21 protein-coding genes are annotated in these 25,403 nt (G+C 31.7%); 17 read left to right on the top strand and 4 right to left on the bottom strand.

Annotated elements, in window-relative coordinates; genetic code table 11:
* Positions 1–30: 30 nt before the first annotated feature.
* A complete protein-coding gene (locus H526_RS0124255; protein ID WP_027395321.1) occupies positions 31–912 on the top strand; it encodes an aldose 1-epimerase family protein in 882 nt (293 codons plus the stop codon).
* Positions 913–962: 50 nt separating this feature from the next.
* Here H526_RS0124255 and H526_RS0124250 read toward each other — a convergent pair whose 3' ends face one another.
* Both H526_RS0124250 and H526_RS0124245 read right to left on the bottom strand, forming a co-directional pair.
* Positions 963–1,388 carry a hypothetical protein gene (locus H526_RS0124250; RefSeq protein ID WP_027395320.1) on the bottom strand — a complete coding sequence of 142 codons (426 nt, stop codon included), beginning with the start codon at positions 1,386–1,388 and terminating at the stop codon, positions 963–965.
* Positions 1,389–1,508: 120 nt separating this feature from the next.
* Positions 1,509–2,639 carry an ARPP-1 family domain-containing protein gene (locus H526_RS0124245; RefSeq protein WP_027395319.1) on the bottom strand — a complete coding sequence of 377 codons (1,131 nt, stop codon included), beginning with the start codon at positions 2,637–2,639 and terminating at the stop codon, positions 1,509–1,511.
* Positions 2,640–2,840: 201 nt separating this feature from the next.
* On the opposite strand from H526_RS0124245, the gene H526_RS0124240 reads away from it, so the two are divergent.
* The 16 genes from H526_RS0124240 to H526_RS0124165 all read left to right on the top strand — a co-directional run bounded on the left by H526_RS0124240 (position 2,841) and on the right by H526_RS0124165 (position 21,785).
* Positions 2,841–3,530 carry a TIGR04282 family arsenosugar biosynthesis glycosyltransferase gene (locus H526_RS0124240; protein ID WP_027395318.1) on the top strand — a complete coding sequence of 230 codons (690 nt, stop codon included), beginning with the start codon at positions 2,841–2,843 and terminating at the stop codon, positions 3,528–3,530.
* Positions 3,531–3,695: 165 nt separating this feature from the next.
* Positions 3,696–6,830 (top strand): TonB-dependent receptor, encoded by a 3,135-nt coding sequence (locus H526_RS0124235; protein WP_027395317.1) that lies wholly within the window; start codon positions 3,696–3,698, stop codon positions 6,828–6,830.
* Between the two features lie 868 nt (positions 6,831–7,698).
* The gene (locus H526_RS0124230; RefSeq protein ID WP_027395316.1) at positions 7,699–8,388 is read left to right on the top strand and encodes a hypothetical protein; all 690 of its coding nucleotides are present in this window, start codon (positions 7,699–7,701) and stop codon (positions 8,386–8,388) included.
* Complete coding sequence (locus H526_RS0124225; protein ID WP_027395315.1) at positions 8,373–9,764, top strand: RtcB family protein; 1,392 nt, start codon at positions 8,373–8,375, stop codon at positions 9,762–9,764. Before H526_RS0124230 ends, H526_RS0124225 begins: the two co-directional genes overlap by 16 nt.
* A gap of 58 nt (positions 9,765–9,822) precedes the next feature.
* On the top strand, positions 9,823–10,518 hold the full coding sequence (gene prfH / locus H526_RS0124220) for a peptide chain release factor H (protein WP_027395314.1): 696 nt from the start codon (positions 9,823–9,825) through the stop codon (positions 10,516–10,518).
* A gap of 4 nt (positions 10,519–10,522) precedes the next feature.
* Positions 10,523–11,068, top strand: coding sequence for a hypothetical protein (locus H526_RS0124215; protein WP_027395313.1), 546 nt, complete (start codon positions 10,523–10,525; stop codon positions 11,066–11,068).
* Between the two features lie 107 nt (positions 11,069–11,175).
* On the top strand, positions 11,176–11,724 hold the full coding sequence (locus H526_RS0124210) for a hypothetical protein (RefSeq protein ID WP_027395312.1): 549 nt from the start codon (positions 11,176–11,178) through the stop codon (positions 11,722–11,724).
* A gap of 61 nt (positions 11,725–11,785) precedes the next feature.
* Positions 11,786–12,334, top strand: a complete 549-nt coding sequence (locus H526_RS0124205) for a 3'-5' exonuclease (RefSeq protein WP_027395311.1) — start codon at positions 11,786–11,788, stop codon at positions 12,332–12,334.
* Positions 12,335–12,552: 218 nt separating this feature from the next.
* Positions 12,553–13,299, top strand: coding sequence for a DUF547 domain-containing protein (locus H526_RS30070; protein ID WP_051336317.1), 747 nt, complete (start codon positions 12,553–12,555; stop codon positions 13,297–13,299).
* 165 nt (positions 13,300–13,464) lie between these two features.
* Positions 13,465–14,367 (top strand): hypothetical protein, encoded by a 903-nt coding sequence (locus H526_RS0124195; RefSeq protein ID WP_118387456.1) that lies wholly within the window; start codon positions 13,465–13,467, stop codon positions 14,365–14,367.
* A gap of 53 nt (positions 14,368–14,420) precedes the next feature.
* The gene (locus H526_RS0124190; RefSeq protein ID WP_155839768.1) at positions 14,421–14,675 is read left to right on the top strand and encodes a hypothetical protein; all 255 of its coding nucleotides are present in this window, start codon (positions 14,421–14,423) and stop codon (positions 14,673–14,675) included.
* A 136-nt stretch (positions 14,676–14,811) separates the two neighbouring features.
* Positions 14,812–16,194: a cytochrome-c peroxidase gene (locus H526_RS0124185; protein WP_027395308.1), complete on the top strand. Its 1,383-nt coding sequence runs from the start codon at positions 14,812–14,814 to the stop codon at positions 16,192–16,194.
* Between the two features lie 176 nt (positions 16,195–16,370).
* Positions 16,371–17,741, top strand: coding sequence for a cytochrome-c peroxidase (locus H526_RS0124180; protein WP_027395307.1), 1,371 nt, complete (start codon positions 16,371–16,373; stop codon positions 17,739–17,741).
* A gap of 491 nt (positions 17,742–18,232) precedes the next feature.
* On the top strand, positions 18,233–19,117 hold the full coding sequence (locus H526_RS0124175; protein ID WP_027395306.1) for a methyltransferase domain-containing protein: 885 nt from the start codon (positions 18,233–18,235) through the stop codon (positions 19,115–19,117).
* 39 nt (positions 19,118–19,156) lie between these two features.
* Positions 19,157–20,461: a hypothetical protein gene (locus H526_RS0124170; protein WP_027395305.1), complete on the top strand. Its 1,305-nt coding sequence runs from the start codon at positions 19,157–19,159 to the stop codon at positions 20,459–20,461.
* Positions 20,462–20,480: 19 nt separating this feature from the next.
* Positions 20,481–21,785 carry a hypothetical protein gene (locus H526_RS0124165; protein ID WP_027395304.1) on the top strand — a complete coding sequence of 435 codons (1,305 nt, stop codon included), beginning with the start codon at positions 20,481–20,483 and terminating at the stop codon, positions 21,783–21,785.
* On the opposite strand, the gene H526_RS0124160 is transcribed toward H526_RS0124165, so the two are convergent.
* Positions 21,777–22,685, bottom strand: coding sequence for a 2OG-Fe dioxygenase family protein (locus tag H526_RS0124160; RefSeq protein ID WP_027395303.1), 909 nt, complete (start codon positions 22,683–22,685; stop codon positions 21,777–21,779). The genes H526_RS0124165 and H526_RS0124160 overlap by 9 nt on opposite strands.
* Positions 22,682–25,399, bottom strand: a complete 2,718-nt coding sequence (locus tag H526_RS0124155) for a DEAD/DEAH box helicase (RefSeq protein ID WP_027395302.1) — start codon at positions 25,397–25,399, stop codon at positions 22,682–22,684. The genes H526_RS0124160 and H526_RS0124155 overlap by 4 nt, the downstream gene beginning before the upstream one ends.
* Positions 25,400–25,403: the final 4 nt, after the last annotated feature.

Raw genomic sequence — 25,403 nt, 5'->3', positions numbered from 1 at the left:
GTAATAACCATTAACCAACATAATACGTATATGATTCACACTATAGAAAACGACCACCTAATTGTTAGTATTGATAGTATTGGAGCAGAATTAACAAGTATCAAAACCAAAAAAGATAATAAAGAATTTTTATGGCAAGGTGATCCTACTATATGGGCAAGTCGGGCTCCTGTGCTGTTTCCTATCGTTGGAGGATTAAAAAATGGAACATATACTTATAAAAAGAAAAGTTATTCTTTACCAAAACACGGATTTATCCGACACAATAAAAATGTAATAGGAACGCAAAACAATCCTACTAAAGTTTCATTTTCGCTATCTACTTCAGAAGAAACACTGAATAGTTATCCGTTTACATTTGATTTCGTCATTAGTTTTGAACTTGTCAACGATCAAATCATAATTTCGCATAGTATAAATAATAATGGTTCGCAACCCATGTTTTTTTCAGTTGGAGGACATCCAGCTTTCAATTGTCCTATACACTCGTCAGAAAACTATGAAGATTATTATATTTTATTAGAAAAAATGAACAATACTGATTGTTACGTACTTACATCAAATGGATTGATTAGTAATCAAACTATATCTGTCATAGAAGATCACAAAATCTGGCTTACCGATTCTCTTTTTGATAATGACGCACTTATTTTTAAGAACATCAAAGCAGAAAAGGCCACTCTTGTTCATAAAGAAAAAGGGGCAGTACTTTCTATGGATTTAAAGGATTTTCCCGATCTTGGTATATGGGCAAAACCCAAAGCTCCTTATGTCTGTATAGAACCTTGGTTAGGATATGCTGACGTAGAAGATACCACCCAAAACATCGAAGAAAAAGAAGGGATCCAAAAACTCGATGAAGGAAAAACGCATAACAGTAGTTATACAATTACCATAACCGATTGCAAATGACACAAAGTGAATATTAGTATCAACTAATGCTAAAATTGCTTTAAAATCTTCTAGTATTCGTATAAAACAGTTTGGTCAGAATTTGTAATATTTAGCAAGACTTGATTCCCTTCAACTTGTAGATTCGAAATATCGAAATCCAATTCTTGGCTAATAAAAGCTTGACAAGCTTCTTCATTTTTCAATGACAATCTTAAATTTCTTTGTGGCGGATTGGATTCAAATACACTCTCGGAATCAATTAATTTTAGTTCCCAAGTATTTCCATCACAACCCGATGCACCAAAATTGACTTTTAAACAATTATCAGCTATTGCTACACTATTAATGGTTACTTGATCTGAAGGCGCATCCGCATATTCTGAAGCATCTACCAAAGTTGTAAAATCACAATTAGTTGGGTTTGCAACATCATCATCATTCGAACAGCTCAAAATTGTAACTCCGATTAAAAGAAGGACAAGTATATTTTTCATGATTAAAGTTATATGTTATTTCATAGATGAAACTCTTACCTAATGGTTGCGGTGAATTATACAAAATTTTTATAAAAGCTATTGCTATTTTTCAATCCAAACTTCAATACAACTAAACACCTAACGATTGCGCTGTTGTATTCTTCTGTAAGGAAAATCTTCTTTAGATTGAACAGCATTTGTCTTTTCATTTTTCATATAACTTTTATGGATCCACCTTTTCTTATCAGTATCTTCCGTAGTAAAAATTATATTCCCTTTGTTATTCTGAACGGTTCTGAAATTGGTTGTTTTATTAACGTTTTTAACCACACCTTTATTTTCAGTTTTAATTGCATCCATAAACTTCGTTACATCTTTTACTGTACAAGCCTCATAATCCTTATCATTTTGTTCGCTAATAGCTTCGACAATAATCGATTCTAATATTTTATCCCACAAATTCTTAAAAAGACGTTGATTATTATAGATCTCTACTGCATAAACTTTACCGTTGATTGCGTATCCATATCCAATCGTATTGTCCGTTGTTAGTAAATCCTTAAACTTATTGTAGTATTCTTTTTTTGCACTATCCAATTCGTCACTCTCTAGCGCTAATTGCAAGCTCGTATTGGATGCGTTATTGGCTACATTTACCATTTTTCCATTTTTTCTGGAAAGATTATCATTTAAACGATCCTTCTGTTCCGCTACTTTTCCCCAAACCTTACTCTGATTTTTTTCGTGTCTTGCAGCAAGTTTTAATTCTCTAGATGATAACATTTTGGTATTAGACGCAAAAGAAGAAAGAGTTTCATTACCACGTTGTCTCCATCTACCTTGTTCCACACAAAAACTTTGTAATTCTACATTCTTCGCTTTTGGAGGAATAATTACATCATAACTTATTGTTCTATCCTGTTTTCCTCCTTTTACAATATCTCCAGAATGAATAAATATATAATCATCGCTATTATTATCCAATAGCAATTGATTTACATTTCCTGTTTCTTTTACCGTCACTTCCTTTGTATTCATTGCTTCAGATAAGGTTTTATAAATATCACCAGATATTTTTTCTTCACCTGTAATCATAAATAACGTAAGATTCTGAACACGTATTCCTTCCTTAATTTTAATTTCTTCTGTAATCTGTTCATTACTTGGATCATCAGTAATCTTTTGGTCATCAGAAACTTCGCCCTTTTTGAAACCAAAAAATAGAATACAAATACTAAAAACGGATAAAATAATTGAGTATACCTTCATGATTGTTTTTTTTCAAAAGTATCTAGTTGAATGACGATTCTCAATACGTATCGAGTGAGATGACCTTTTCATTTAGGGAATTACTTTTACGATTTAGGTAACTCATAAAAGAAATACATTAAAAAAATAATCCACATTCTTTTGTAAGTTTTATTTCTTTATCTTGACTGAGTATGACAATTAATACCTTAAAGCACCTTTTTGATCTGTAATAAAAAAAATATTGCAATTCTAGTTTTTGCACTTTCGCAAGAAGAGGAAATTAAAAGAAAACCTTTTCTAAAGAATAGTTCATTACAATCAGATCTTACTTCTAGAACGATTACTTTAGTCAAAAAAACAAGATTAGATTATTTTGTATATAACGAACAACAACAATCCGGTACTGGTTTTGGAGAACGCTTTTCGAATGCAATCAGTGATATTTATAAAAAAGGGTATCATGCGGTAATTACATTGGGAAATGACACACCTAATCTTAGTAAGACCCATCTTCTAAAAGCAGTTGAGGCTATACAAAAAGGACACTCTGCGATTGGTCCTTCTTATGATGGAGGTTTCTATCTTTTAGGAATTCATAAAGAGACTTTTCATAAAAAAGAATTTGCTCAATTTTCTTGGAACACTTCTAATGTAAGAAATGAACTTTATGCATATCTACAGTCTTATAATAGGTCTTTTTCTCAATTAGATTTTCTATATGATCTGGATCATTTTTCCGATATTACAAACATATATAAAACACTTCCATTTCTGTTAAAAAAATTACGAAGTGTATTACAAAGAATATTTCAAAAAAGGGAAAAAACAACTTCTTCCGGACAAATACTCCTATTACATATTTCATTAAAAATATATTATAATAAAGGGTCTCCGCATCTTATCTACTAATATGTAAAAAAGATGTTTTTTTAGACATCATATCCTCTTATTTTATTAAAAAAACACTAATCAACCTATGGATGATATCGTGTATTGATGCGTCTAAGTAATCTTAAACGTTTCGATAAACGTCTTACTATGTGGTTAATGATACGCTCAATTATATTATAATACATGAAACTCTTTCTTAAAGTCATTTTTATTTTTTTTACACCTTATCTAATCATTTCTCAAGAAACCACAGGAACACTTCAGGGAACACTTACCGATACCGAAAATAACCCAATACCATTTGCAACTATTCAATGTATTGATGTTTCTACCAATTACAAATACGGAACTATTTCAGAAGAAAATGGTTTTTATAATATCACCAACCTATCTCCATCTAACACTTATAAGTTACAAATTTCATATGTTGGCTTTCAGACCGTCATAGAAGAAAATGTTAGGATTCAATTGGGAAATACCACTATTAAAAACTTTGTGATGTCTGAGGATAGTGTATCCTTAGAAACTGTTGTAGTAACAGGTTCTTCTAAAAGTCAAAAAAACGGTAATGAAACCTTACTAGGAAAACGAGAACTTAGAACCACTCCAACTATCAACAGAAGTATTCAGGATCTTACTAAAAATCTAACAGAAAATAACCTTAATTCTTTTGGTGGTGCTAGTAATCGTTTTAACAATCTTAATATCGATGGTATTGCCAATAATGATGTGATCGGTTTTCAGGAACCTGCAAGTGGAGCGGCAGGATCCTCTGCCAACGGAACCCCAGGAAGTCTCTCTAGAACCCAACCAATTGGATTAGGTGCAGTAAAAGAACTTTCCGTAAAACTAGCTCCGTTTGATGTAAGTATCGGAAATTTTAGCGGTGCTAGCATTAATTTAGTAACTAAAAATGGGACAAATACCACAAAAGCAGAAGTATATGGATACGGAAACAATCAGCTTTTATTAGGTAACTATGCAGATGGTATCAAGCAAGAAAGTGCTAACTTCTATGATGTTCAGTTTGGAGGTGGAATCGGAGGACCGATTATAAAAGATAAATTATTTTATTATGTAAATGTGGAACAGGCACTTTCTGACAATCCTGTATTAAATGCTCCTGGTAGTGCAACCTCTAATATTTCTTCAGAAGATGTACAATTAATTGCTGACCGTCTAATTTCTGAATACAATTATGATCCAGGTTCTTTTACCAACGCTTCTATTAAAACTGCAAGTACCAAAATATTTGCTCGATTAGATTATAATCTATCAGATCAGCATAAAATTACAGTACGTAATAACTATGTAAACAGTTTTGCTGATAATTTAGAATGGAGCTCTTCTATATTTAACTTTGGGAATCAAGGATATCGACATAACAGTATTGCCAATAGCTTAGCATTGGAGTTAAAATCCAATCTTACTAATGGAATTACGAATCAACTTACATTAGGATACAATACGGTAAAAGAAGACAGAGATTTTGATGGACGTGTATTTCCACATATCCAGATAGCTTCTAATTCTAGTAATCGCATATTTGCCGGAACCTATAGAGAAGCTTCCGTGTATAGCACTGATTTCTCTACACTGCAATTAGCCGATAAAATATCGTACACTTCACAAAAACATACAATTACCGCAGGCGGATTAGCGCAGTTTCATGATGTAGATTATGGGTTTTTATCTGCTTGGAACGGGCGTTGGGAGTACCGATCTGTACAAGATTTTTTAGATGATAGCCCTAGTCGAGTGCGTGGCGTCTACAATATTAACAATAATGATTTTGATTTTGTAACTAGCCGACCATCCGCAACCGTTTCGGTTATAGAAACAGCGCTTTATCTACAAGATCAATTCAGAATTTCTAACCGATTTTCTGTTACCGCAGGTATTCGACTCGACGCTCAATTCTTACCAAGTGACTTACCGATAAGTCAAGAAGTATTGAACACACCAGAATTTAGTCAGTTTGATAACAAAATTTCCAATGCACCTCAATTTAATCCTCGATTAGGATTCAATTATTCATTAGATACTAATAATAGATATAGATTACGTGGAGGTACTGGACTATTTTCCGGTAGAATCCCATATTTATGGTTTGCTTATGTAGAATATATATCTGGAACAGAATATTTTAACATCGACTTACGTCCCACAGATGCTACTCCACTTACCGAGAATCTGGCAGATTTGCGCAGTGTACAACCTAATCTTACCGAAATTAATTTAATTGATAATGATTTTACATTACCTAGAGAATGGAAAACTAATGTAGCTTTTGAAGCAAAATTACCTCATCAATGGAATGTAAATCTCGAAGGAACGTATACCGAAGTATTAAATGGATTATTTTTTCAATCCATCAATCGCAGAAATGAACTTGGGAATTTTGCTGGTGCAGACAATCGTCCTTATTTTCTGCAAACAGGTGAGGATATAAAAATTAATCAAAATTTTACCAATGTATTCCTATTAACCAATACAGATAAAGGATACCGTTACAATATAACCGCAAATGTTTCTAAAAGAATAGGAAATTATAGAGGAACTGTTGGATATACCTATGGTAAAAGTAAAGATATCTCCAGTACTGTAAGAAGTTCTCCTGCAGCCAACTTCGAGTGGAATCAGGCTATTTTCGGGAATGAACCTGCTATTTCTTTTTCTAATTTTGATCTAAGACATAAGATAGTATCCACACACTCTTACGATATTAATTTTGGAAAAACCAATACTGCATCTATTTCATTTTTATATAATGGTCGTTCTGGAAGCCCTTATTCCTTTGTATACCAAGGAGATCCTAATCGAGATGGTTCCTCTAGAAATGATCTCATATATGTACCTAGAGACCAATCAGAAATACAACTAGTAGATATTGTAGATAATAATGGCATTGTTACGAGCTCAGCAAATGAACAATGGCAACAATTAAACAACTATATTGAGAACAATTCTTATTTAAGAAGCAGAAGAGGTAATTATGTAGAAAGAAATGGAGCCAAAACTCCTTGGAATCACGAATTAGATATGAAGTTGCAATATGGAAAACAACTAAAAAATGGACATAGTATCACAGTATCTTTAGATATGTTAAATGTATTTAACTTTATCAATCGTGATTGGGGACGTTTAGTATTTGTACCTAATGTAGTTAATTCAAGTTTTAGTTTACTCAATTTTGTTGGAATAGAAAATGAACAACCGCAATATCAATTTAATGTCGATCCAGATGAGCAACCTTGGAACATAGATTTACAAAATTCTAGATGGAGAGCACAAATTGGGATTAAATATGGTTTCTAGAAATCTTACTTATCTTATTCAGAATCAAAATGAATTATTCCTAAAATTTGGAACTTATTTAAGAATAAACTGATATTTGCAATATAAATAAGAACAAAAAAACAAGTTTAAAATATCTATGAATCTATTTTGTACACATAAAAAAGGACGCTGTAAAGCTGTTTTCGAATCGAAAGCATAGATAAAAAACTAGAGAAATATATATTCTAAAGGGCGTCCAAAAAAAATGGACGCTTTTTTTATGTATTATTTTTTAGAAACTATGAACATTCAATAAAATGTTGTTTGAACGATACTCATAAGAACTACAGTTAATTAGCAAATAGATCAATATTCGTTACTAAACGAACAGGAATCCTTTTGCCTAAAAATAAACACAAATCACTGATAGTCAATAAATTAAATTGAAAAATAATTTGCATACTTAAAAAATAGATTTCATATTTGCACCGCAATACAGCAACAAAAATAATAACTATTAATAACCGAAGTAATATGACATTTAAAAACATATATACATATACACTAAGAGAACCAGGTTCTTTTATGCGTATGCTTCGAGACTTCTATAATTCATAAACTGATCCTATCAGTTTGATTTAAAGTCCGAAGCCTGAAAAAGTTTCGGACTTTTTACTTTCAATAACTTAAAACATATTCAATTCTTGGATTGGACTCTTTCAACGAGTTTAATACAGTACCACTGAAGTATTGTTATGAATAATTCTTTCCGAAAAACAAAATAAACAAACATTAACCTAAACAATAATCAAATGAAATTTTATAACCAAAATAGTTAGGATTTCAGATATCAAAAGGTATGCTGGAATCATTATTAAGACAATTATGAATTAAATAAAAATGTCTAATGAAACCGGCACATATTAAAAGCCAAAGACAAAAAGAGATTCGTCGTATTCAAAAAAGGCAGCGTAAAATCTGGGAAGAACAACGAAATCTAGGGTATATAAAATTAGAAAAACCTATTCGTCATGGTTGGTTTAAAGAATCTGTAATTACCAAAAATGTAGAAAAATATAAAAATCAAAAATACATTGAAGAATTACACAAAAAGTTAGAAAAATCATTTTGGGGAAGAACCAAAGAAGAAGCTGATAAAAAATGGCTTCAGGAAACTTCAAAATATTTAATTAACAAAGAATTGCCAACCATAAGTCGTAGGTCCTTTAATAAGCTTAGTGATGGTGCACAAAGAATGTGTGTTCCCTTCAGGTATTATACTAAGGAAAAGAGATTAAAACTTCGGTTTTATGTCAATCTACCGAAAGGTACATATAGGATCAAATTTACGAAAGCTTATGTAACACATAGCAAACGAATAGATCCAAAACTGGAAAGTGAAGATGCATTACTAGACCAAAGGTTGTTAAAAAATGGATACTTCGAGGAGGTACAAAAACAATACAACTGGAAAGATTATTGGCAGATTTCAAAAGGAAGAAAAGAAAAGCTCAAAACGAATAGCAAATTAAGGGGTCTTAAAAAACATAAGATCCAAGAAATTATAAAAGAAGAAATATCATGGGAAAGAAATTAAGCGGAAAAGACTTAATCAAATTAGGCTTTCCAAAAAACAATAGTATTAATGTGACGTTGGGTCAGATTAATCGATATCAAAAAAGAGTAAAAAAAGAACACATATTAATAGAAGCTAAAAAGGTATTATTAAATCCAGAAGCCTATCAAGGTGATGGCGTATGGGGCAAGATTGCTGAGAGTTTACTAAAGCCAGTGGAAGTAAAAAAGCACGCTTTAAAAACTACCAGATCACCATTTCAGATTTATGGCGAAAATGAAATCGATGAGCAAGCAAAATACCAATTGTATGATGCACTCAAGTTACCAGTAGCAGTTGCGGGAGCTTTAATGCCAGATGCACATAGTGGATATGGTTTGCCTATTGGCGGAGTGCTTGCCACAAAAAATGCCGTGATTCCATACGGTGTTGGGGTAGATATCGGATGTAGAATGTGTCTAACAATTTATCCGATTGCTATCTCCTATTTAAAAGGGAAAAAGCATCAATTGGAAAACATATTGTCTGAGCATACCAAATTCGGGATGTATGAAACCCATAAAATAAAGCATGATCATGAGATCTTTGAAAGAGAAGAGTTTAAGAACATACCTCTAGTAAAAAGATTGAAGGACAAAGCATATAAACAATTGGGAACATCTGGTGGTGGTAATCATTTTGTAGAATTTGGAACTGTAGCTATTACAGATATAGAAAATGAATGGGGATTGGATGTAGGTACATATATAGGTGTGCTATCACATAGTGGTTCCAGAGGATTGGGAGCCAATATTGCAAAACACTATACTTATTTAGCAACCAAACAATGTCCATTGCCAAAACACGTACAACAATTAGCTTGGCTAGATCTAAATACGCATGATGGTCAGGAATATTGGTTAGCAATGAATCTTGCTGGAGATTATGCGCAAGCATGTCACGATGATATTCATGCCAGAATCGGAAAATTATTAGGATCACGACCTGTTGCAAAAATTGAAAATCATCACAATTTTGCTTGGAAACAAGAAGTAAATGGCGAGGAGTGCATCGTGCATAGAAAAGGAGCTACTCCTGCTGCAAAAGGTGAGCTAGGAATTATTCCGGGATCTATGACAGCTCCAGGATTTATAGTGAGAGGATTAGGGAACCCAGAAAGTTTGCAATCTGCATCACACGGTGCTGGAAGATTACATTCTAGAAGAAAGTGTAAAGAGAAATTTACCAAGAGTGATATCAAAAAAGAATTGAAAGCAAATGATGTTACATTAATTGGTGGAGGAATTGATGAAGCACCCATGGCGTACAAGGATATTACTAAAGTAATGGCGAATCAACAAGAGTTGGTTGAGGTAGTTGGAACATTTACACCAAAAATCGTGCGAATGGATAAGTAAGATATTGAGGAGTTTAATGAATCAAAAAACTCCTCAATACTTAAAAAAAAATATAAAAATGAAAACTAAAATAATTCAAATAACCGCTGGACGAGGACCCGCAGAATGTTGCTGGGTAGTAGCGCAGGTATTAAAACTATTTCTTGAAGACATTAAAAATAGCGGATATACATACAGCATACTACAAAGAGAAAAAGGTTTTGAAAATGGAACCTTACAATCTGCAACAATACAAGTAAAAGGAAAAGAACTAGACCTTTTTATAGCGTCGTGGATAGGAACCATTCAATGGATTGGGACCTCTAAATTCCGGAAGCATCATAAAAGGAAAAATTGGTTTATCGGGATGTATGAAGTAAAACAGGAACAAACCATAGCTATTAAAGAAAAAGACATTTCTTTTCAGGCAATGCGCAGTTCAGGTCCTGGCGGCCAAAATGTAAACAAAGTAAATTCTGCAGTACGTGCTACCTATCATCCTACAGGAGATCAAGTAGTAGTCATGGATAGCAGATCGCAACATCAAAATAAAAAAATCGCTATAGAACGATTAAAAGAAAAAGTACATCAAAGTCAGCTTTCCAAATTACAACAGTCGCTAAGCGACCAATGGGAAAATCACTTGAATATACAGCGGGGTAACCCAATTAGAATATTTAAGGGTACTGATTTTAAGAAAAAACATAAGAAACAATCGTATGCGTCGAATCGACAACAATTAAAAAAAGATTTGCGCAACGAACTAAAAAATTAAGATCATGGGGAATTTACTAGACAAATATCTATTTCAGGCATTGGATGCATATCCATATAACTTAGAAGAAGCTGTAGAATCATTGAACTATGCGTTGTCATATGATGAAAAAAATCCAATGGCGCTTTGTTTAATGGGGCAGATTTATGCTGAAAACCTTAAAAATTATGAAACCGCAAAAGAGTATTACCAACAAGCACTGGCAGAAGATATGTATGCATTAGATGTATATCCTAAATATATCAATGTCTTGCTATGGAACGAAGATTATAATGAAGCAGAAAAACTTATTGATTTTGCGGTAACCTTAAAAGGTACAGACAAGGCACTTCTATACCTTAAAAAAGGAATTCTTTTTGAACAGCAAGAAATGTACAAAGAAGCACTTGTCTCTCTTGAAATTGCCAAAGAATATACCTATAACAATTATTTCATGAGTGATATCGAAGGTGAAGAAAAAAGGATAAAAGACAAAATGCCCAAAAAGAAGAAAAAAAAAGGTAAAAAGACCAATACATCTTCTAAAAAAGCGAAGAAGAAAAAGAAATAATAATCATCTGTCATTCGCGAGTAGGTTGGAATCCAAATAAGGAATTACCTTATCAAATAACAATGGATCCTGGGCTACAGCGTGATGACAAAAAATAAAAAAGAAATATGGGAGCTCCACATAACAAAAAAAGATATGGAGAACTATGGCCTAGCTATAGAATCCAATATGCATTAGAAATATTAGTATCTCTCAAAGATGTAGTGATATTATCTGGAGGTTGGGCCTGGCATTTTCTATCGCCATTAGACCACACGGAATATAAACATGCACACGATCATAAGGATATTGATCTTTTTGTTGATCCAAAAAATGTTGCCGAGGTAATGAACATATTACTGGAAAATAATTTCCAAAAGGTATGGACGCGATATGATCAATTACCAAGTGATGAGAATTTTAGAAGATACGAAAAAACTATACTTACAGAAGATGAAAAATCCGTGAGAGTCACAATTGACTTTTTTGTAAAATCTAATATTCCTAATCGTATGGCAAAAGGATGGAGTATTGTGGAACCTTCTTATCTACTTGGGCTATATTCTAATATTCATTCTAGTGACAAATGCTGGGCAGTACAATCAGCAATCAAACTATTGGATCAAAACATTGACCCTTTAGATAGAGGAGAATTAGTAACAATTCCGAAAAATTAAAAACAACAGGACCTTACATCTGTAACAGCAGACTGTGAGGTCCATAATTATAAAGACTAAAATGAAAACAATAAATACAATCATAATCATTGACCTGGAAGCGACATGCTGGAATGGCCCAATACCAAAAGGACAAGTACATGAGATCATAGAGATCGGTATCTGTTTATTGAATACAGAAACTGGAGAGATTTCTAAAAATGAAGGAATCCTCATCAAACCAGAACGATCCGAAGTAAGTCCTTTCTGCACAGAATTAACTACGATTACGCAGGGCCTATTAAATAAAGAAGGTATATCATTTATTGAGGCTTGTGAAATTGTAAGAAATAAATATCAGGGACACCAACATACTTGGGCAAGTTATGGTCAATATGATTTAAATATGATGAAAAAACAATGCAGTTTTAGAGAAATAGAATATCCATTATCTCAAAATCATATCAATGTAAAAGAGCTTTTTACTAAAACTAGAGGCCTTCGAAAAAAAGTTGGAATGAATGGAGCATTAGAGATCTTAAATATCTCTTTAGAAGGAACCCATCATAGAGGAATTGATGATGCCAGAAACATAGCTAAAATTTTGGACTGGTGTATAAGTCAAAATTAGGGCTAAATTATGTCCGGGGAAAATTCAAAAAAATACAAATTGTTAAATTTTTATAAAGTTATGTTAATGGTTTTACAGTAATGTAGTTACAACCTTACAATAAATTGTAAGAAATTACGTGTATTTCGTCGAATTTTTACATCAAATACCTGTTTTTAGCCCAATTTTTAGGTAACTTATCTAACTACTAACAAAAAAACCCCTAAAATAACTTCAAGATGAAAGCTCTTAAAACCCCTTTATTTTTTTTAATTTTATTGTCATTTTTCAACATTAATTCACAAGAAATTGTAGATCATAATGCATGGGATCAGATTCTGGTTCTTAACGTGACCGACGAAGGTTTGGTTGACTATGATGGTGTTACAAATGACGTATTAGTATTTTATAAATACTTTAGATATCTACAAAACATTTCTCCAGAAGATCATTGGAGTAAAGAAGAAAAATTAGCCTACTGGCTCAATGTTTACAATGCTACTGTTATGAAAATGATTATTGATGAATATCCTATAGCATCCATAAATCAAATAGAAAATCCATGGAAACGTAAAGCATTTAAATCAAAAGATGTTCGATATAGTTTAGATGACATTGAACATAGTATCTTAAGAAAATTTGGAGATCCTAGAATTCATTTTTTACTTAATTGTGGATCTATGTCTTCGCCAAGGTTATGGAATAGAGCATACACTAGTAGTAACATAGATTATGCCTTAGAAGAAAGAACTCGAGAATTTATCAATGATCCACAGAGAAATCAAATTAATTCTAAAACAGTTAGAATCTCTCAATTATTCGAATGGTACGAAGATGATTTTGCCAGTAATCATATGGATGTAATTGATTTTATAAATGAATATTCAACCATTACTATCGATAAGCAAATAACTAAAAAGTATGTTACCTATGATTGGAGCCTTAATAAAAATGACAAAAAGACTCCAATAACAAGCAACAATTAGCCTCTTTAATTTATCAAATTTTTATCCTTTTTAGCCAAAAACAATATTCATATAGTACTTTAGGTAGTATCCAACTTACTCATCTTTAGAACAAGATAAGAGTTTTAGATACTATCACTTTATACCAAATATGTAATCACTTTTAAAACCTAAATACACCTAATTATGATTAACATTACCAACCTTAAAATGACAACAGTAATATGTTGTTTAATGTTTTTTTCATCGGTATCTGCACAAACTATTATAAATGGATTTTTTCCACAAAAAAACGATTTTACTTTAGCTTCCTCTTATTCCTATAAAAGTTATGACAATTTTTTTCGTGGTAGTGATCAAACCAACTCAAACCCGATGAATATGGGAGAAATCTCATCAACTGTTATAAGTGTATATGGTGAATATGGCATACTTAATTGGTTATCTACTACGGTAACGCTACCTTATATTTCTACTCAAAATGAAACAGGAGTTTTAGATCCTGTGTCCCAAACCGATGAGGTAAATGGAATACAAGATTTAAGTCTTTTCTTAAAAGCAAAAGTTCTAGAAAAAAATCTGGATGCTGCAAAAGTAGCAATTGGAGGCGCTGCTGGCGTTTCTGTTCCTGTAGGAGGGTATGAAGAGGCTGGGATACTTTCTTTAGGCAATGGTGCGACTGCTGTAGATGGTTGTGGTTTTATTCAACTTAGTACCCCTTCCAATCTTTTTGTCGAATTACAGGCTGCATATAGTTTAAGAAATAATTCAGATTTTGAAATTCCAAACGCTACTCTTTTTAGTGCTAAACTTGGATACTATAACAAATGGTTTTATGCACATGCAAAAGTTGGAACTCAGAATTCATTAGATGGATTAGATATAGGAACGCCCGAGTTTGCTGCTGCTGGTGGAGCTGCTGCATTACCAGAAACAGAAGTAGATTACACTAATTTTTATCTTAACCTCTATGTCCCAATATATAAACAAAGTATAGGGATATCTTCTGGATACACAACTAATATGAGTGGAAAAAACTACGATCGAGCTTCAGGTTTCTCTCTAGGATTAGTATACAAAGCAGAGTAAACCCATATTCAATTAATTTATCTTAAAATAACCTATTAATAAAAATTTACCCCGTGAAAAAAATACCCCTACTTATTGCCCTTATGACCTTGATTTCTTGCGAAAAAGATGATTTTATATTACTAGAAAAAGAAATAATTGAGTACAAAACTGATAATGTATCTCAAAATACTGAAATGCTAGCAGAAAATCTTGAAGAACGTTTTAATTATATAGAACCAACTAAAACTGAAATAATCAATCTTGTACCATTTAAAGGAAATAGCTTAAGAGATATCAATGTGTCAATTGATATCTCTACTCCATAAAAAAATAAATACTCTTTCTTGACTAAAGCTCTTATATCAAGAATAAATTTTTGTTGCAACTAGAAAATTATTTCTCAAAATGATTATTCAAGATATAAAACGAAAAAATATAACATTTTAATTTAAACTTATTTTCATGAAAAAGATATACTTACTTATCCTTATTTTGGGACTATTTTCCTGTGAAAAGGATGATTATATATTACTAGACAAAGAAGTAGATCAAACATCATTTTCTAAAGCACCTTTAGGGCCAACTGGATTAGACAAACAAGTCTTAGATCAATTAGAAATCATTTCTGGTGGGATTGGAGCAGCTTATTTTATACTTCCTGATAGTAATCAATTTAATAATATTCCTCAAGACCCATTAAACCCAATAACTCCTGAAAAAGTAGTTTTAGGAAAGCTTCTATTTCATGAAACCGCCACTGGAGGAAATCCTACAACTGCTTCTAATTTATTTACATATTCATGCGCATCTTGTCATCATGCTGCCGCAGGTTTTGCTGCTGGTATTAGACAAGGGATTGGAGAAGCAGGAATAGGTTTTGGAACTAGTGGAGAAGGAAGAACTTTTGATCCTAATATTGCAGTAAGTGATTCCGATATTCAACCAATTAAGTCACCAACTGTATTAAATGTTGCATATCAAGATATCATGTTATGGAATGGGCAATTCGGAGGTTCTGGAACAAATCTTGGTACCGAAGCAAATTGGACAAATATTCCTGAAAATTTTATTGGTTTTGAAGGTGTTGAGGTTCAAGCCATAAAAGGACAAGGAGTACATCGATTATTAGTAGACGATAATTTTGTTTCTAATTTTGGATATCAACAAATGTTTGATGATGCCTTCCCTGGTTCTCCAGTAAATGAAAGATATACTACTACAAATGCAGCACTGGCTATCGCCGCATACGAAAGAACCGTATTACCGAATCAATCTCCTTGGCAAGAGTGGCTTAAAGGAAACTACAGTGCTTTATCTAATGATGAGAAAAAAGGTGCAAAAGCATTCTTTGGTGATGGAAAATGTTATCAATGTCATACTGGACCAGCACTAAATGATAAAAATTTCTATGCCTTTGGTATGGGAGATTTTGATAATACAAGTGATGCGTTTGTTCTCGCAAATGTAAATTTCGAAGATGTTAAAAAAGGAAGAGGTGGTTTTACAAAAGTTGCTGCGGATAACTATAAATTTAAAACCCCTACTTTATATAATCTAACGGATAATGGTATTTACGGACATGGAGGAACTTTTACCTCTATAAAGGAAGTTGTTGAGTATAAAATTGATGGTGTCCCTCAAAGCAATGAAGTCCCATCAGAGAATCTTGCAACACAATTTGGTGATATCAAACTAAATAAAACTGAAATAGATAATCTCGTATCATTCATTGAAAATAGCTTAAGAGATCCCAATCTTACGAGATATGTACCTCAATCTATAAATTCTGGAAATTGTTTCCCTAATAATGATATAGCTTCAAGAGTAGATCTTGGATGCGATTAGAAAATTTTCTTTAAAAAATTAAATACCAAAACATAATATTATTTTACATCATGCTACAGCTCATTGATAACTATTTCCCCGAATAGATTGCTTAAAACATACATCAATGAGCTTATCATGATTATCCTTAATAATTATCCGTTTATCACTAACAATATAATTTGAACTCATTGCAAATGAAAAAAATAGTTTTTTTTATAATTGTCCTCATTTTCTTTTCTTGTGAAAAAGATGAATACTTCCCAATAAATGAATCTATCATTAAAACAACAACCAGTCCTTCTGAACTAGATATAAAACTTTTAACTAAACTAGATAGTGTAACAGATGGCGAAGGAGTTTCTTTTTTTATCCTCCCTGATAGTGACAATTACGAAAACATCCCACAAGACCCTTTAAACCCTATTACTTCGGAAAAGGTCGCTTTAGGAAAACTTCTATTTCATGAAACTGCCACAGGTGGAAATCCAAAAACAGCATCGAATTTATTCACGTATTCCTGTGCTTCATGCCATCATGCTGCTGCAGGTTTTAGTGCGGGCGTTAGACAAGGTATTGGAGAAGGAGGAGTAGGATTTGGATCAAAGGGCGAAAATCGAAGCTTTAATTCGATTATTCCCACCAATGATATCGATATACAACCCATACGTTCTCCTACCATACTAAATGTAGCCTATCAAGATGTAATGCTCTGGAATGGGCAGTTTGGCGGGACAGGAACAAATGAAGGAACCGAAGCTAATTGGACCGGTATACCAGAGAATGCTTTGGGGTTTCAAGGTGTAGAAGTACAAGCTTTAAAAGGACAGGATGTTCATAGATTGTTAGTCAATAAAAAATTTGCCAAAGACTTCAATTACAAAAAGATGTTTAACAAAGCATTTCCGGAAATCCTAAAAGAAGAACGCTATACAAGAGAAACAGCTGGATTAGCTATTGCAGCATATGAAAGAACCGTACTTCCTAATCAATCTCCTTGGCAAAAATGGCTTAAAGGAGATTACAACGCGTTAACAAATAAAGAAAAAAGAGGTGCAAAAATGTTCTTTGGAAAAGCAAAATGTTTTAAATGTCATAACGGACCAGCGCTAAATGACAAAAACTTTTATGCACTTGGCATGGGAGATTTTGATGATACTGATAGTGCTTTGGTACAGGATGACACTAATTTTCCTAATGTAAAAAGAGGAAGAGGAGGGTTTACAAATAAACCAAGAGATTATTATAAGTTCAAAACTCCTACGCTATACAACCTCATAGACAATGGCGTTTTTGGCCATGGAGGAACTTTTACTTCCGTTAGGGATATTGTAGAGTATAAGCTTAAGGGAGTTCCAGAAAACATTGAAGTACCTGAAGAGAGGTTACACAGATTATTTACAAATGTTCAGAGTTTAACAGAAAATCAAATAAATAACTTGGTTTTATTTATAGAGAATGGACTTAGAGATCCAAACCTAATGAGATATGTACCAGATACAATAAACTCCGGAAATTGTTCTCCTAATAATGATGTGGTGTCAAGAATAGATCTTGGCTGTGAATAGAAAATTTATTTTTATCATTTTTTAAAAAACAACACTGAACATTTCACGCAATCGTCATTTTTATATCATGCTCCAGCTCATTGAAGACTATTTCCCAAATAAAATAGCCTAACACAAATTGTACAATGAGCTTTGCATGATTTTTCTTATTCGGTTAGTAACATTATTTTACTATCAACTATATAATATCCGAATACTGATCACCAATATATTTTTTTAGAAAAAACGTCCCCTTTTCATCTAAATCAAAATTTATTAATTGGTGATCAGTTTATAAACAAATATTCATTCCCAATAAATGTATTCTATTTGCATTCGGAATTATGAATTTTACGTTAAGTAATTCGATCATATTAATAGAACGAATCTATAGAAGAACACCCTACCCCTATTTTTTAGATTTTTTAAAGTTTTTTCATTTTTATGTTTTCCAGCTATTCATATCTTTAGATCACTAATTACTATATTTACTAAAAACAATCATTAAAGGAATGAAAGACAAATTATTTGAGGAGGTAATTGATAATTACGATGCGTTAAAATATAGCTTACTAAAAGCGCAAACTTTTGATGAATCTCATTTTGGTTTTCCAGAAATCTATTATAAGATTATGGAAACTGACAAACAGCGAGTAGATGCTTTTCATAAAGCTTTTCAGCTTAATAATAATTTTAAAGACGCTATAGTTTGCGAGATAGGTGTAGGAACATTACCACTTACTAAACTATACATGCCTTTTGTAAAAAAAGCATATCTAATTGAAAACAATCCTGATCTGATTCCTTTTATCAATAAAGAAATTGCCAAATATCCTTGGGCGGATAAAGTAGAAGTAATCTATGCTGATGCGCTAACTGTAGATTTACCTGAAAAAGTAGATTTTGTTGTTGGTGAGTTAATGAGTATTTACTGTGCTAATGAATTTCAAGTACAGATTTTTCAGCATATGCGAGATTTCTTAAAACCTGGAGGAAAATTGTTTCCGAATCGAATTGTAAATTTTGCACGGTTATGCGAAGCTGAGATCGACTCGGATGTGCATCATTACCCGGTTAACTTTACTAGACATCAACCTATGTTTTTAACTCAGCAGTTTTTGGTTAACGAAATTGAATTATTAAAAGAAAAAAAACAAGGTGTAAAACTTAGTTTTTCTGTTCCAGTGTTATTCTCAGGAACTATAAATGCACTGTATTTAGAATCTTATGTAGAAGTGACAGAAGGCTCTAATTTTACAGGTACTGATAGTTTAATGCCTCCGACGGTATTAAAAACCACCAATACTCAAGAAGTAAAAGCAGGAGATTTGGTCCATATAGATTTTAGTTTTGATTATGGTTCTTCTTTGGATGATATTAGTTGTGTATTATCATAAAATTTATCCAAACTTTATTGAATAGTTTAAATAATAATTATGGGTAAAATTCTTTCTTTTCTTTTTGGGATTAAGGAATCTAAGTTTGAGATTACTAAAAAAGAATTAGAAGATATAACTAATAACTCTAGTAATAAAAAAAGTAAGCAAGAAGAAAATACTATTAACGTAGATACTACTCCTTTCTTTAAAGATAGCTTTTCTGCTTTATCAGATACTATTTTTAAAGAAGCTACAGAAAAATTTAAAATCAATAGATATAACTATTGGGCACCAAAATTTACAAGCTTAAAATCTTATAAATTTTTATCGGAACAGCAGGTTTCTTTTAAAAGGGATTTTCTTTATTGGATATCTAATGAAATTATTAAGTTAGAAACAACTCCTGAAGCCTCTGTAGATAGGTTAAAAAGACAGTACCTTGATGAAATGCTAAATCTATTATTAAGATCTAACTTGCATTTTAAGGAAAAAGATTTTAAATATTTTATGAACCTTTGGGTAGAATATCCTACTTATGTTACAATAGGTTCTATAACCTCTAGGTTACGAGCAAAATCTAAAAAGGATGATATCAGTGAAGAGTTTTATAATTATCTAAAAATATTTCTAAAAAGCCCAAGGTTTAACAATCATTTCTATTCCTATTACAAAACTGCTAGAAATACCATACAGAAAATACTCCATACATATACTAACGACAAAGAAGAAAACCACCCTTTATTTTTGTTAGTTTCAGACCCTTTTGCTGATTACATAAATAAATTTCTAAAAAATAGTAATCAAAAAGAACAAGATGCTTATTGCATAATATTCAAAATTTTCGAGACTAATAAAGAATTTTATAATCCATTTAAATTACTCGTTTTAGTTCAAAAACATATAGATGTAATTGGTGAGAATGTTTACAAAAGGCAAATAATAGAATTTATAAAAAAAGCTTCTATCTTTAAACCTAAGATGAGTAATTTAAGAGTCGAAAAAGTTACTTATAATTCTGGTTTAGAAGTTCAATACAATTGTCAATACATAAAAAAAGAAAATATCAGTATTTTAAAAAGTATGATTTTATCACTTGCGACTTTTAATAATAAAAAAAGTCTAATTCCTCATCTCTTAAAAATTATAAATCGTTCTTTTTCTAATGCAAAAGCCCTTAGATTAGGAGAAACTTCTCAATCTTTAGGGAAATTATGTATATACACATTAGCTTTTCAATACGATCAGAAAGGGAAGGAAGAACTGAATAAACTATATCAAGAAACTACCTATAAAGGTATTAAGAATGAAATATTAAAGTATTCGAAAATACTGGAAGAAAGTAATGGAATAGGTCTAATATAAAATAGTTTTACCATCATTAATGCCTAATAATATCAATAAAATACTATCGTTCTTTGGACTAAAAAAACCTCTACAAATAACAGAAGAAGAACTAGTACACATTAACTCTGACACACTAACTGACGAAAAAAGAATTGTAGAAATTATAGATTTGGATAGTATTAACACAGATATATCTCAAATTGAAGAATTATTGTTTGACATCTATGAAGAAGCTAAAATGATCTCTAATTATGAGGATAATGATCTTTATAAAATTGGTTTTAACTCATTAGAACATTATAAAAAATTAATCACATCACACCCAGAAATTAAAAAGCAGTTTTTCTATTTTATCACACCAGAGATATCCCAAAAAGATCGATCAAAACGCATAAGATTTATAGAAACTAAATCAGAGATTCCCGAAAATTTTAAACGCGCTCTTGGTCAACTTGTTCTTAATTCCAAAATGAGATTGAACAATACAGATTTTACGCATTTCTTTCAACTATGGAAAAATACTTATCCCTACTATTATCCGTTACGTCCTTTATTACGCCAACTACAAAAATATTCTTCAGATCATAAAATAAGTCCAGAACTTAATACTTGCTTACATTCTTTTTTACGTTCTAAATCCATACAATACTTACCTATCAAAGAGTATATGGAAGCTAAAAGTACTATTCATAGGATAATTCTAGAAAATAGTAAAATAAGCTTAGTTCCTTCGGCATATGTTTTTCAATTATTACCAGATTCATTCGGAACACATGTAAACAAACTACTTTCTGGCATGAATGAAAAATATCAACATAATTTTTCTAAAATTCTAAAAATTCTTTGCGATACAATCGACCAAAATACACTACAACAAATCAATACGTGTATTGATAATACAGACGAAAATAAATTTGATGTTTTTCTATATAATATCATTCGTAAATCTTCTTATCTAAAACTAAGAAGCGTTACATTAAGAAATAAAGTCTACAATTCTAAGGATGATATATATGGCACTTATGAACAAGTATATATAGAGAATATTGACATAATAAAGGGTTTAGTATCTCTTGCTGGTATTAGAAAACACCAAAAATGTGTCAAATTTATTACAACCATTTTAGAACGCTGTTTTGGTGTAACATTAGGTACTAATTATGGTACTACATCTCGATCATTAGGTATTATATGTATTCAGACACTTGCCAATAAATTCGATGTAGAAGGAAAAAATGAATTACGCAAATTATATCAAAAGACTAGTTTTAAACTTATCAAAAAACAAATAGAAAAAGAATCAAAAATACTAGAAGAGACAACTGGAGAATCGTTACTCTAAAATATCCATATCAAATCCAATAATATCTCGTATTCCAGGTTTTGAAATGTCTTCTGGTTCAATAGGAGTTACGTAATGCCAAAGGTCATTGCCGAAAGTAAATTCCTCTCCTGTATCCGCCTGAAAAATAAACTCTCCGGGATCTAAAACTTTATTATAAATAAGTTCATTGTTACTTGCATCTGTTTTTTCATAAATCTGACTCTCAGCACCTACTATGTTTTGTCTATTAACCACTAAAGCAGACATGATATACTGAGCACCATCTTCATGTACTCCTTCTGGGGAATTTTCCCCTTTTATCTTTTCTTTAGAAATAGTTCTCATAAAATGACTGGTGATCTGGATTTTTCTAACCTCTGGATGAATCTTTTTTACCAAACCAGCCATTCTTTTTAACAATTCAAAAAACAATTTGTTCTCTACAGCATTTCTACTAGCCTGTTTAAAAACACGTTTCCACACTCTAAAATCATCAACATCTTGTTCAAAACCTTGTTCCACTATTCTTTCTACAAAATACTGATCATCCCAAATTTCAATTAAAAAAGTAGCTATATTACGCTGTCTTGTTATTGTAGATAACCGATCAAATTCTTGTTTTTGACCCTCATCGAGTTGCTGTATCCAATATGCTAAAACATCTATCGACTTTGTACCTTCAAAGTAAGGTTTATGAAGTTTCTCAATAGCATCCGAGTCCGAAGAAAAACTTGCCTTCAAAAAAGTGATTTGTTTGCTTCTTACTAAATATACATCATCTTGTAATTGAGAAAAAAATGGTCTAAAAAAATGCAAAAAAGAACTTACATCTATTCTTAAGTCAGCAACACTGCCAACTCGAATAGGTGATTTAATAGTTCTGCCTATTTGCTTTGATATTTCTTTTTCAGTAATCATTTCTTAATTCTAACTTTCTTTGCAATATGACCCAAACATGCCTCCTTATTATGTAACCAGTAAGCATACGGTATCGTTATAATAGGTATTTGTGTTCTAAATAGTGTTTTGTATTGCTCTATGGAAAACGTTTTTTCTAAGGTTCCTGGATATCCAACCAAATCAATACATACCGTTCTTTGGTTAAAAGTTACTAAAATATCCATTATATATCCAGCTAATGAATAATTGACAATAATATCTTGTTCTTGGATTCCTAATTGAATCAATTCCTCGTGTACTTCTGTTGCGAAATTATCAATATATTCTTCCGCTCGATTATGTTGATGATGTATTCTAGTCTCTGATAAGTAATCAATTAATAAATGTTTATTCTTAAAATTCTTAGGATCAAAAGAATAATACAGAAACTGTTTTTGTTTAGCACGGGTTATACTTACATTAAATACATCTTCTCTATCTAAATATTGAAAAACAGAACTGCTTATGTTGTTATCAATGGTAAATGTGATATACATTTGATCACGTTCCTCTCCTTGAAATTCGAAAGGTGTTCCAACGGCTATTTTGTGTTTCTTTATCGCGGCAAGATCATATTCTTCTATCTTATTCTTTAGGTAATTTACCTGATCTCTAAAAGGAGAAAGAATACCTATGGTCGTTGCTACGCCAACCGCAACCTGAATTTCCTGATCAATTATTTGTTGTACATCTTCTAAAATCTTGTCAGCCTCGCTAAGGTTAGTCCCATCTTTTAGTTTTTCGCCTTCACAAAATATCCAATGTATAGCAGAAGATTTATGATGTATTTGTAAATCCGACATTACCTTTAGCTTATCAAAATAAAATCTCTGATTACTATATCGGATAATACTTGGGACACTGCGATAATGTTCATCAAGAAAATGAATATTATTGTTAGAAGGAAGTCGTTCCATGGCATAATCTAAGAAACTCGTTTCCCTGTAATTCATTACATCCTCTCCCTTTATTAGACCGTAATTATTGGCAGTATTTTCCATTACCTGTCTAGATAAAAAAGAAACATGTCTTAGTTGTTTTGGATCACCAACGACTACCACTTTTTTAGCTCTGGCCAATACAGGAATCATTGTCGTAATATCACATTGAGAAGCTTCATCTATAATGGCTACATCAAAAATATCATTTTCTAAAGGAAACACATCACTAACATCTGTTGACTTTGTAATCCAAATAGGTAAGCATTGTAATACTGATATAAAATTAATATCCTGAAATAAGCGATCTCTTTCTACAATATCCTTAGTTTTTACAAGCTTCAATAGTTGAGAAAAAGTTCGATCTTTTTGTAATAAATTAGAAATCTTATCCTGGTATTTTAAAGAAATGATTTCTTTAATCAGCTTATTTCTCTGGTGAATATAATGATCCAACAATTCTATTAGCTGCCAAAAAGGATATTCTTCTAATACTTTTTTAGAAACATATTTTCGCTTCAATCTTTTAAAAAAAGAAGGCTTGTGATCCAAAAACAGCTCAGCATTTTTAATTTCTCTACCCTCTCTTTCTTGTATTTCTTCGCTTATCTCCTTTATTTTATTTTTAGCATAATCAATTTCAGCTTGCTTTTTAGGAATAAAAAAATCTCCTCCAGATTTTCTAAACCTAGTAATTGATTCTATTTTCTTTCTTAAGGTAGCACGGTGACTTCTACCAGAACCTGCTCTAATAGAAAGACCTTTTACTCCTAAATCTTGTATTATTTTATCTTGGAGTACATCTATTGCTTGATCGGATTTAGAACAGATCAATACACTTTTATTATGATATACTTGATCTAGAGCTAATGAAGCAATGGTGTACGATTTACCAGTTCCTGGAGGACCAATTACTACAGTAACATCATTTGATTTTACGGCCTGAATAATATCTAATTGTGACTCACTAAGATTAGAAGGTACATATACAGCTTCTTTCGAATTGGTTTCTTTATCAACTTCTACTTTTCTTCTGGAAAAGAAACTTCTAAGTGTATCATTAAATAAATGTCTTTCCTTTATCTCATCGATTTCATGTAAAACATCTCTGCTGGATTTTGATTTCTCGACAATACCCAAAGCAATTGCGGGAAGTAACTTTAATGAAGGTGATTTTAAATGACTTCTTAATTTCTCTCCCGAAACAAGCTCAGGCAAATCTTCTAGGGCAATTGTATCAATTTTTATATGCTCTCCTAGCTTTCTGGCAACTTTGCGAATATCCTGTTTTTCCGGATCCTGATCATTAATCAATGATTTCATCTCCAAGACAAACGAATCATCAAGATTAAAATTAGATTTTAATAAATTTAGCAAAGCATCATTAGCTCTATTTTCTTCAAAATTATAATTGATATGATATAATGCTTCATTATTAATTTCTAATGACGCAGGAGTAATAATTAAGGGAGCACATATTGTTCTCTTTTTACCTAAAAAAGTTAGCTTTCCGGTAATAAAAAAACTACAGGCAACAAATGTCTTTTCTTTTCTATGGATCTCGAGATACTTATACAACTCTTCTCCAAAATCTGTTTTCATAAAGACGGAATCATCTTCACGATATAACTGATCAATACTACTTAGAAAGAATCGCTTGTGAACTTTTGTTCCTAAAAAATTTAATATATCATTATCTCTAAATTCTTGCTTATAACAATCCTGATAGTATGATAGTACTTTTTCTATATGCATATCC

The sequence above is a fragment of the Aquimarina latercula DSM 2041 genome, from assembly GCF_000430645.1.
In the GTDB taxonomy this organism is placed as follows: Bacteria; Bacteroidota; Bacteroidia; order Flavobacteriales; family Flavobacteriaceae; genus Aquimarina; species Aquimarina latercula.
This window is presented reverse-complemented; position numbering and strand designations above follow the sequence as displayed.

Coding starts and splice junctions, on each gene's coding strand:
- H526_RS0124255 (WP_027395321.1), top strand. CDS start 31: ATGATTCACACTATAGAAAACGACCACCTAATTGTTAGTATTGATAGT.
- H526_RS0124250 (WP_027395320.1), bottom strand. CDS start 1,388: ATGAAAAATATACTTGTCCTTCTTTTAATCGGAGTTACAATTTTGAGC.
- H526_RS0124245 (WP_027395319.1), bottom strand. CDS start 2,639: ATGAAGGTATACTCAATTATTTTATCCGTTTTTAGTATTTGTATTCTA.
- H526_RS0124235 (WP_027395317.1), top strand. CDS start 3,696: ATGAAACTCTTTCTTAAAGTCATTTTTATTTTTTTTACACCTTATCTA.
- H526_RS0124230 (WP_027395316.1), top strand. CDS start 7,699: ATGAAACCGGCACATATTAAAAGCCAAAGACAAAAAGAGATTCGTCGT.
- H526_RS0124225 (WP_027395315.1), top strand. CDS start 8,373: ATGGGAAAGAAATTAAGCGGAAAAGACTTAATCAAATTAGGCTTTCCA.
- prfH (WP_027395314.1), top strand. CDS start 9,823: ATGAAAACTAAAATAATTCAAATAACCGCTGGACGAGGACCCGCAGAA.
- H526_RS0124215 (WP_027395313.1), top strand. CDS start 10,523: ATGGGGAATTTACTAGACAAATATCTATTTCAGGCATTGGATGCATAT.
- H526_RS0124210 (WP_027395312.1), top strand. CDS start 11,176: ATGGGAGCTCCACATAACAAAAAAAGATATGGAGAACTATGGCCTAGC.
- H526_RS0124205 (WP_027395311.1), top strand. CDS start 11,786: ATGAAAACAATAAATACAATCATAATCATTGACCTGGAAGCGACATGC.
- H526_RS30070 (WP_051336317.1), top strand. CDS start 12,553: ATGAAAGCTCTTAAAACCCCTTTATTTTTTTTAATTTTATTGTCATTT.
- H526_RS0124195 (WP_118387456.1), top strand. CDS start 13,465: ATGATTAACATTACCAACCTTAAAATGACAACAGTAATATGTTGTTTA.
- H526_RS0124185 (WP_027395308.1), top strand. CDS start 14,812: ATGAAAAAGATATACTTACTTATCCTTATTTTGGGACTATTTTCCTGT.
- H526_RS0124180 (WP_027395307.1), top strand. CDS start 16,371: ATGAAAAAAATAGTTTTTTTTATAATTGTCCTCATTTTCTTTTCTTGT.
- H526_RS0124175 (WP_027395306.1), top strand. CDS start 18,233: ATGAAAGACAAATTATTTGAGGAGGTAATTGATAATTACGATGCGTTA.
- H526_RS0124170 (WP_027395305.1), top strand. CDS start 19,157: ATGGGTAAAATTCTTTCTTTTCTTTTTGGGATTAAGGAATCTAAGTTT.
- H526_RS0124165 (WP_027395304.1), top strand. CDS start 20,481: ATGCCTAATAATATCAATAAAATACTATCGTTCTTTGGACTAAAAAAA.
- H526_RS0124160 (WP_027395303.1), bottom strand. CDS start 22,685: ATGATTACTGAAAAAGAAATATCAAAGCAAATAGGCAGAACTATTAAA.
- H526_RS0124155 (WP_027395302.1), bottom strand. CDS start 25,399: ATGCATATAGAAAAAGTACTATCATACTATCAGGATTGTTATAAGCAA.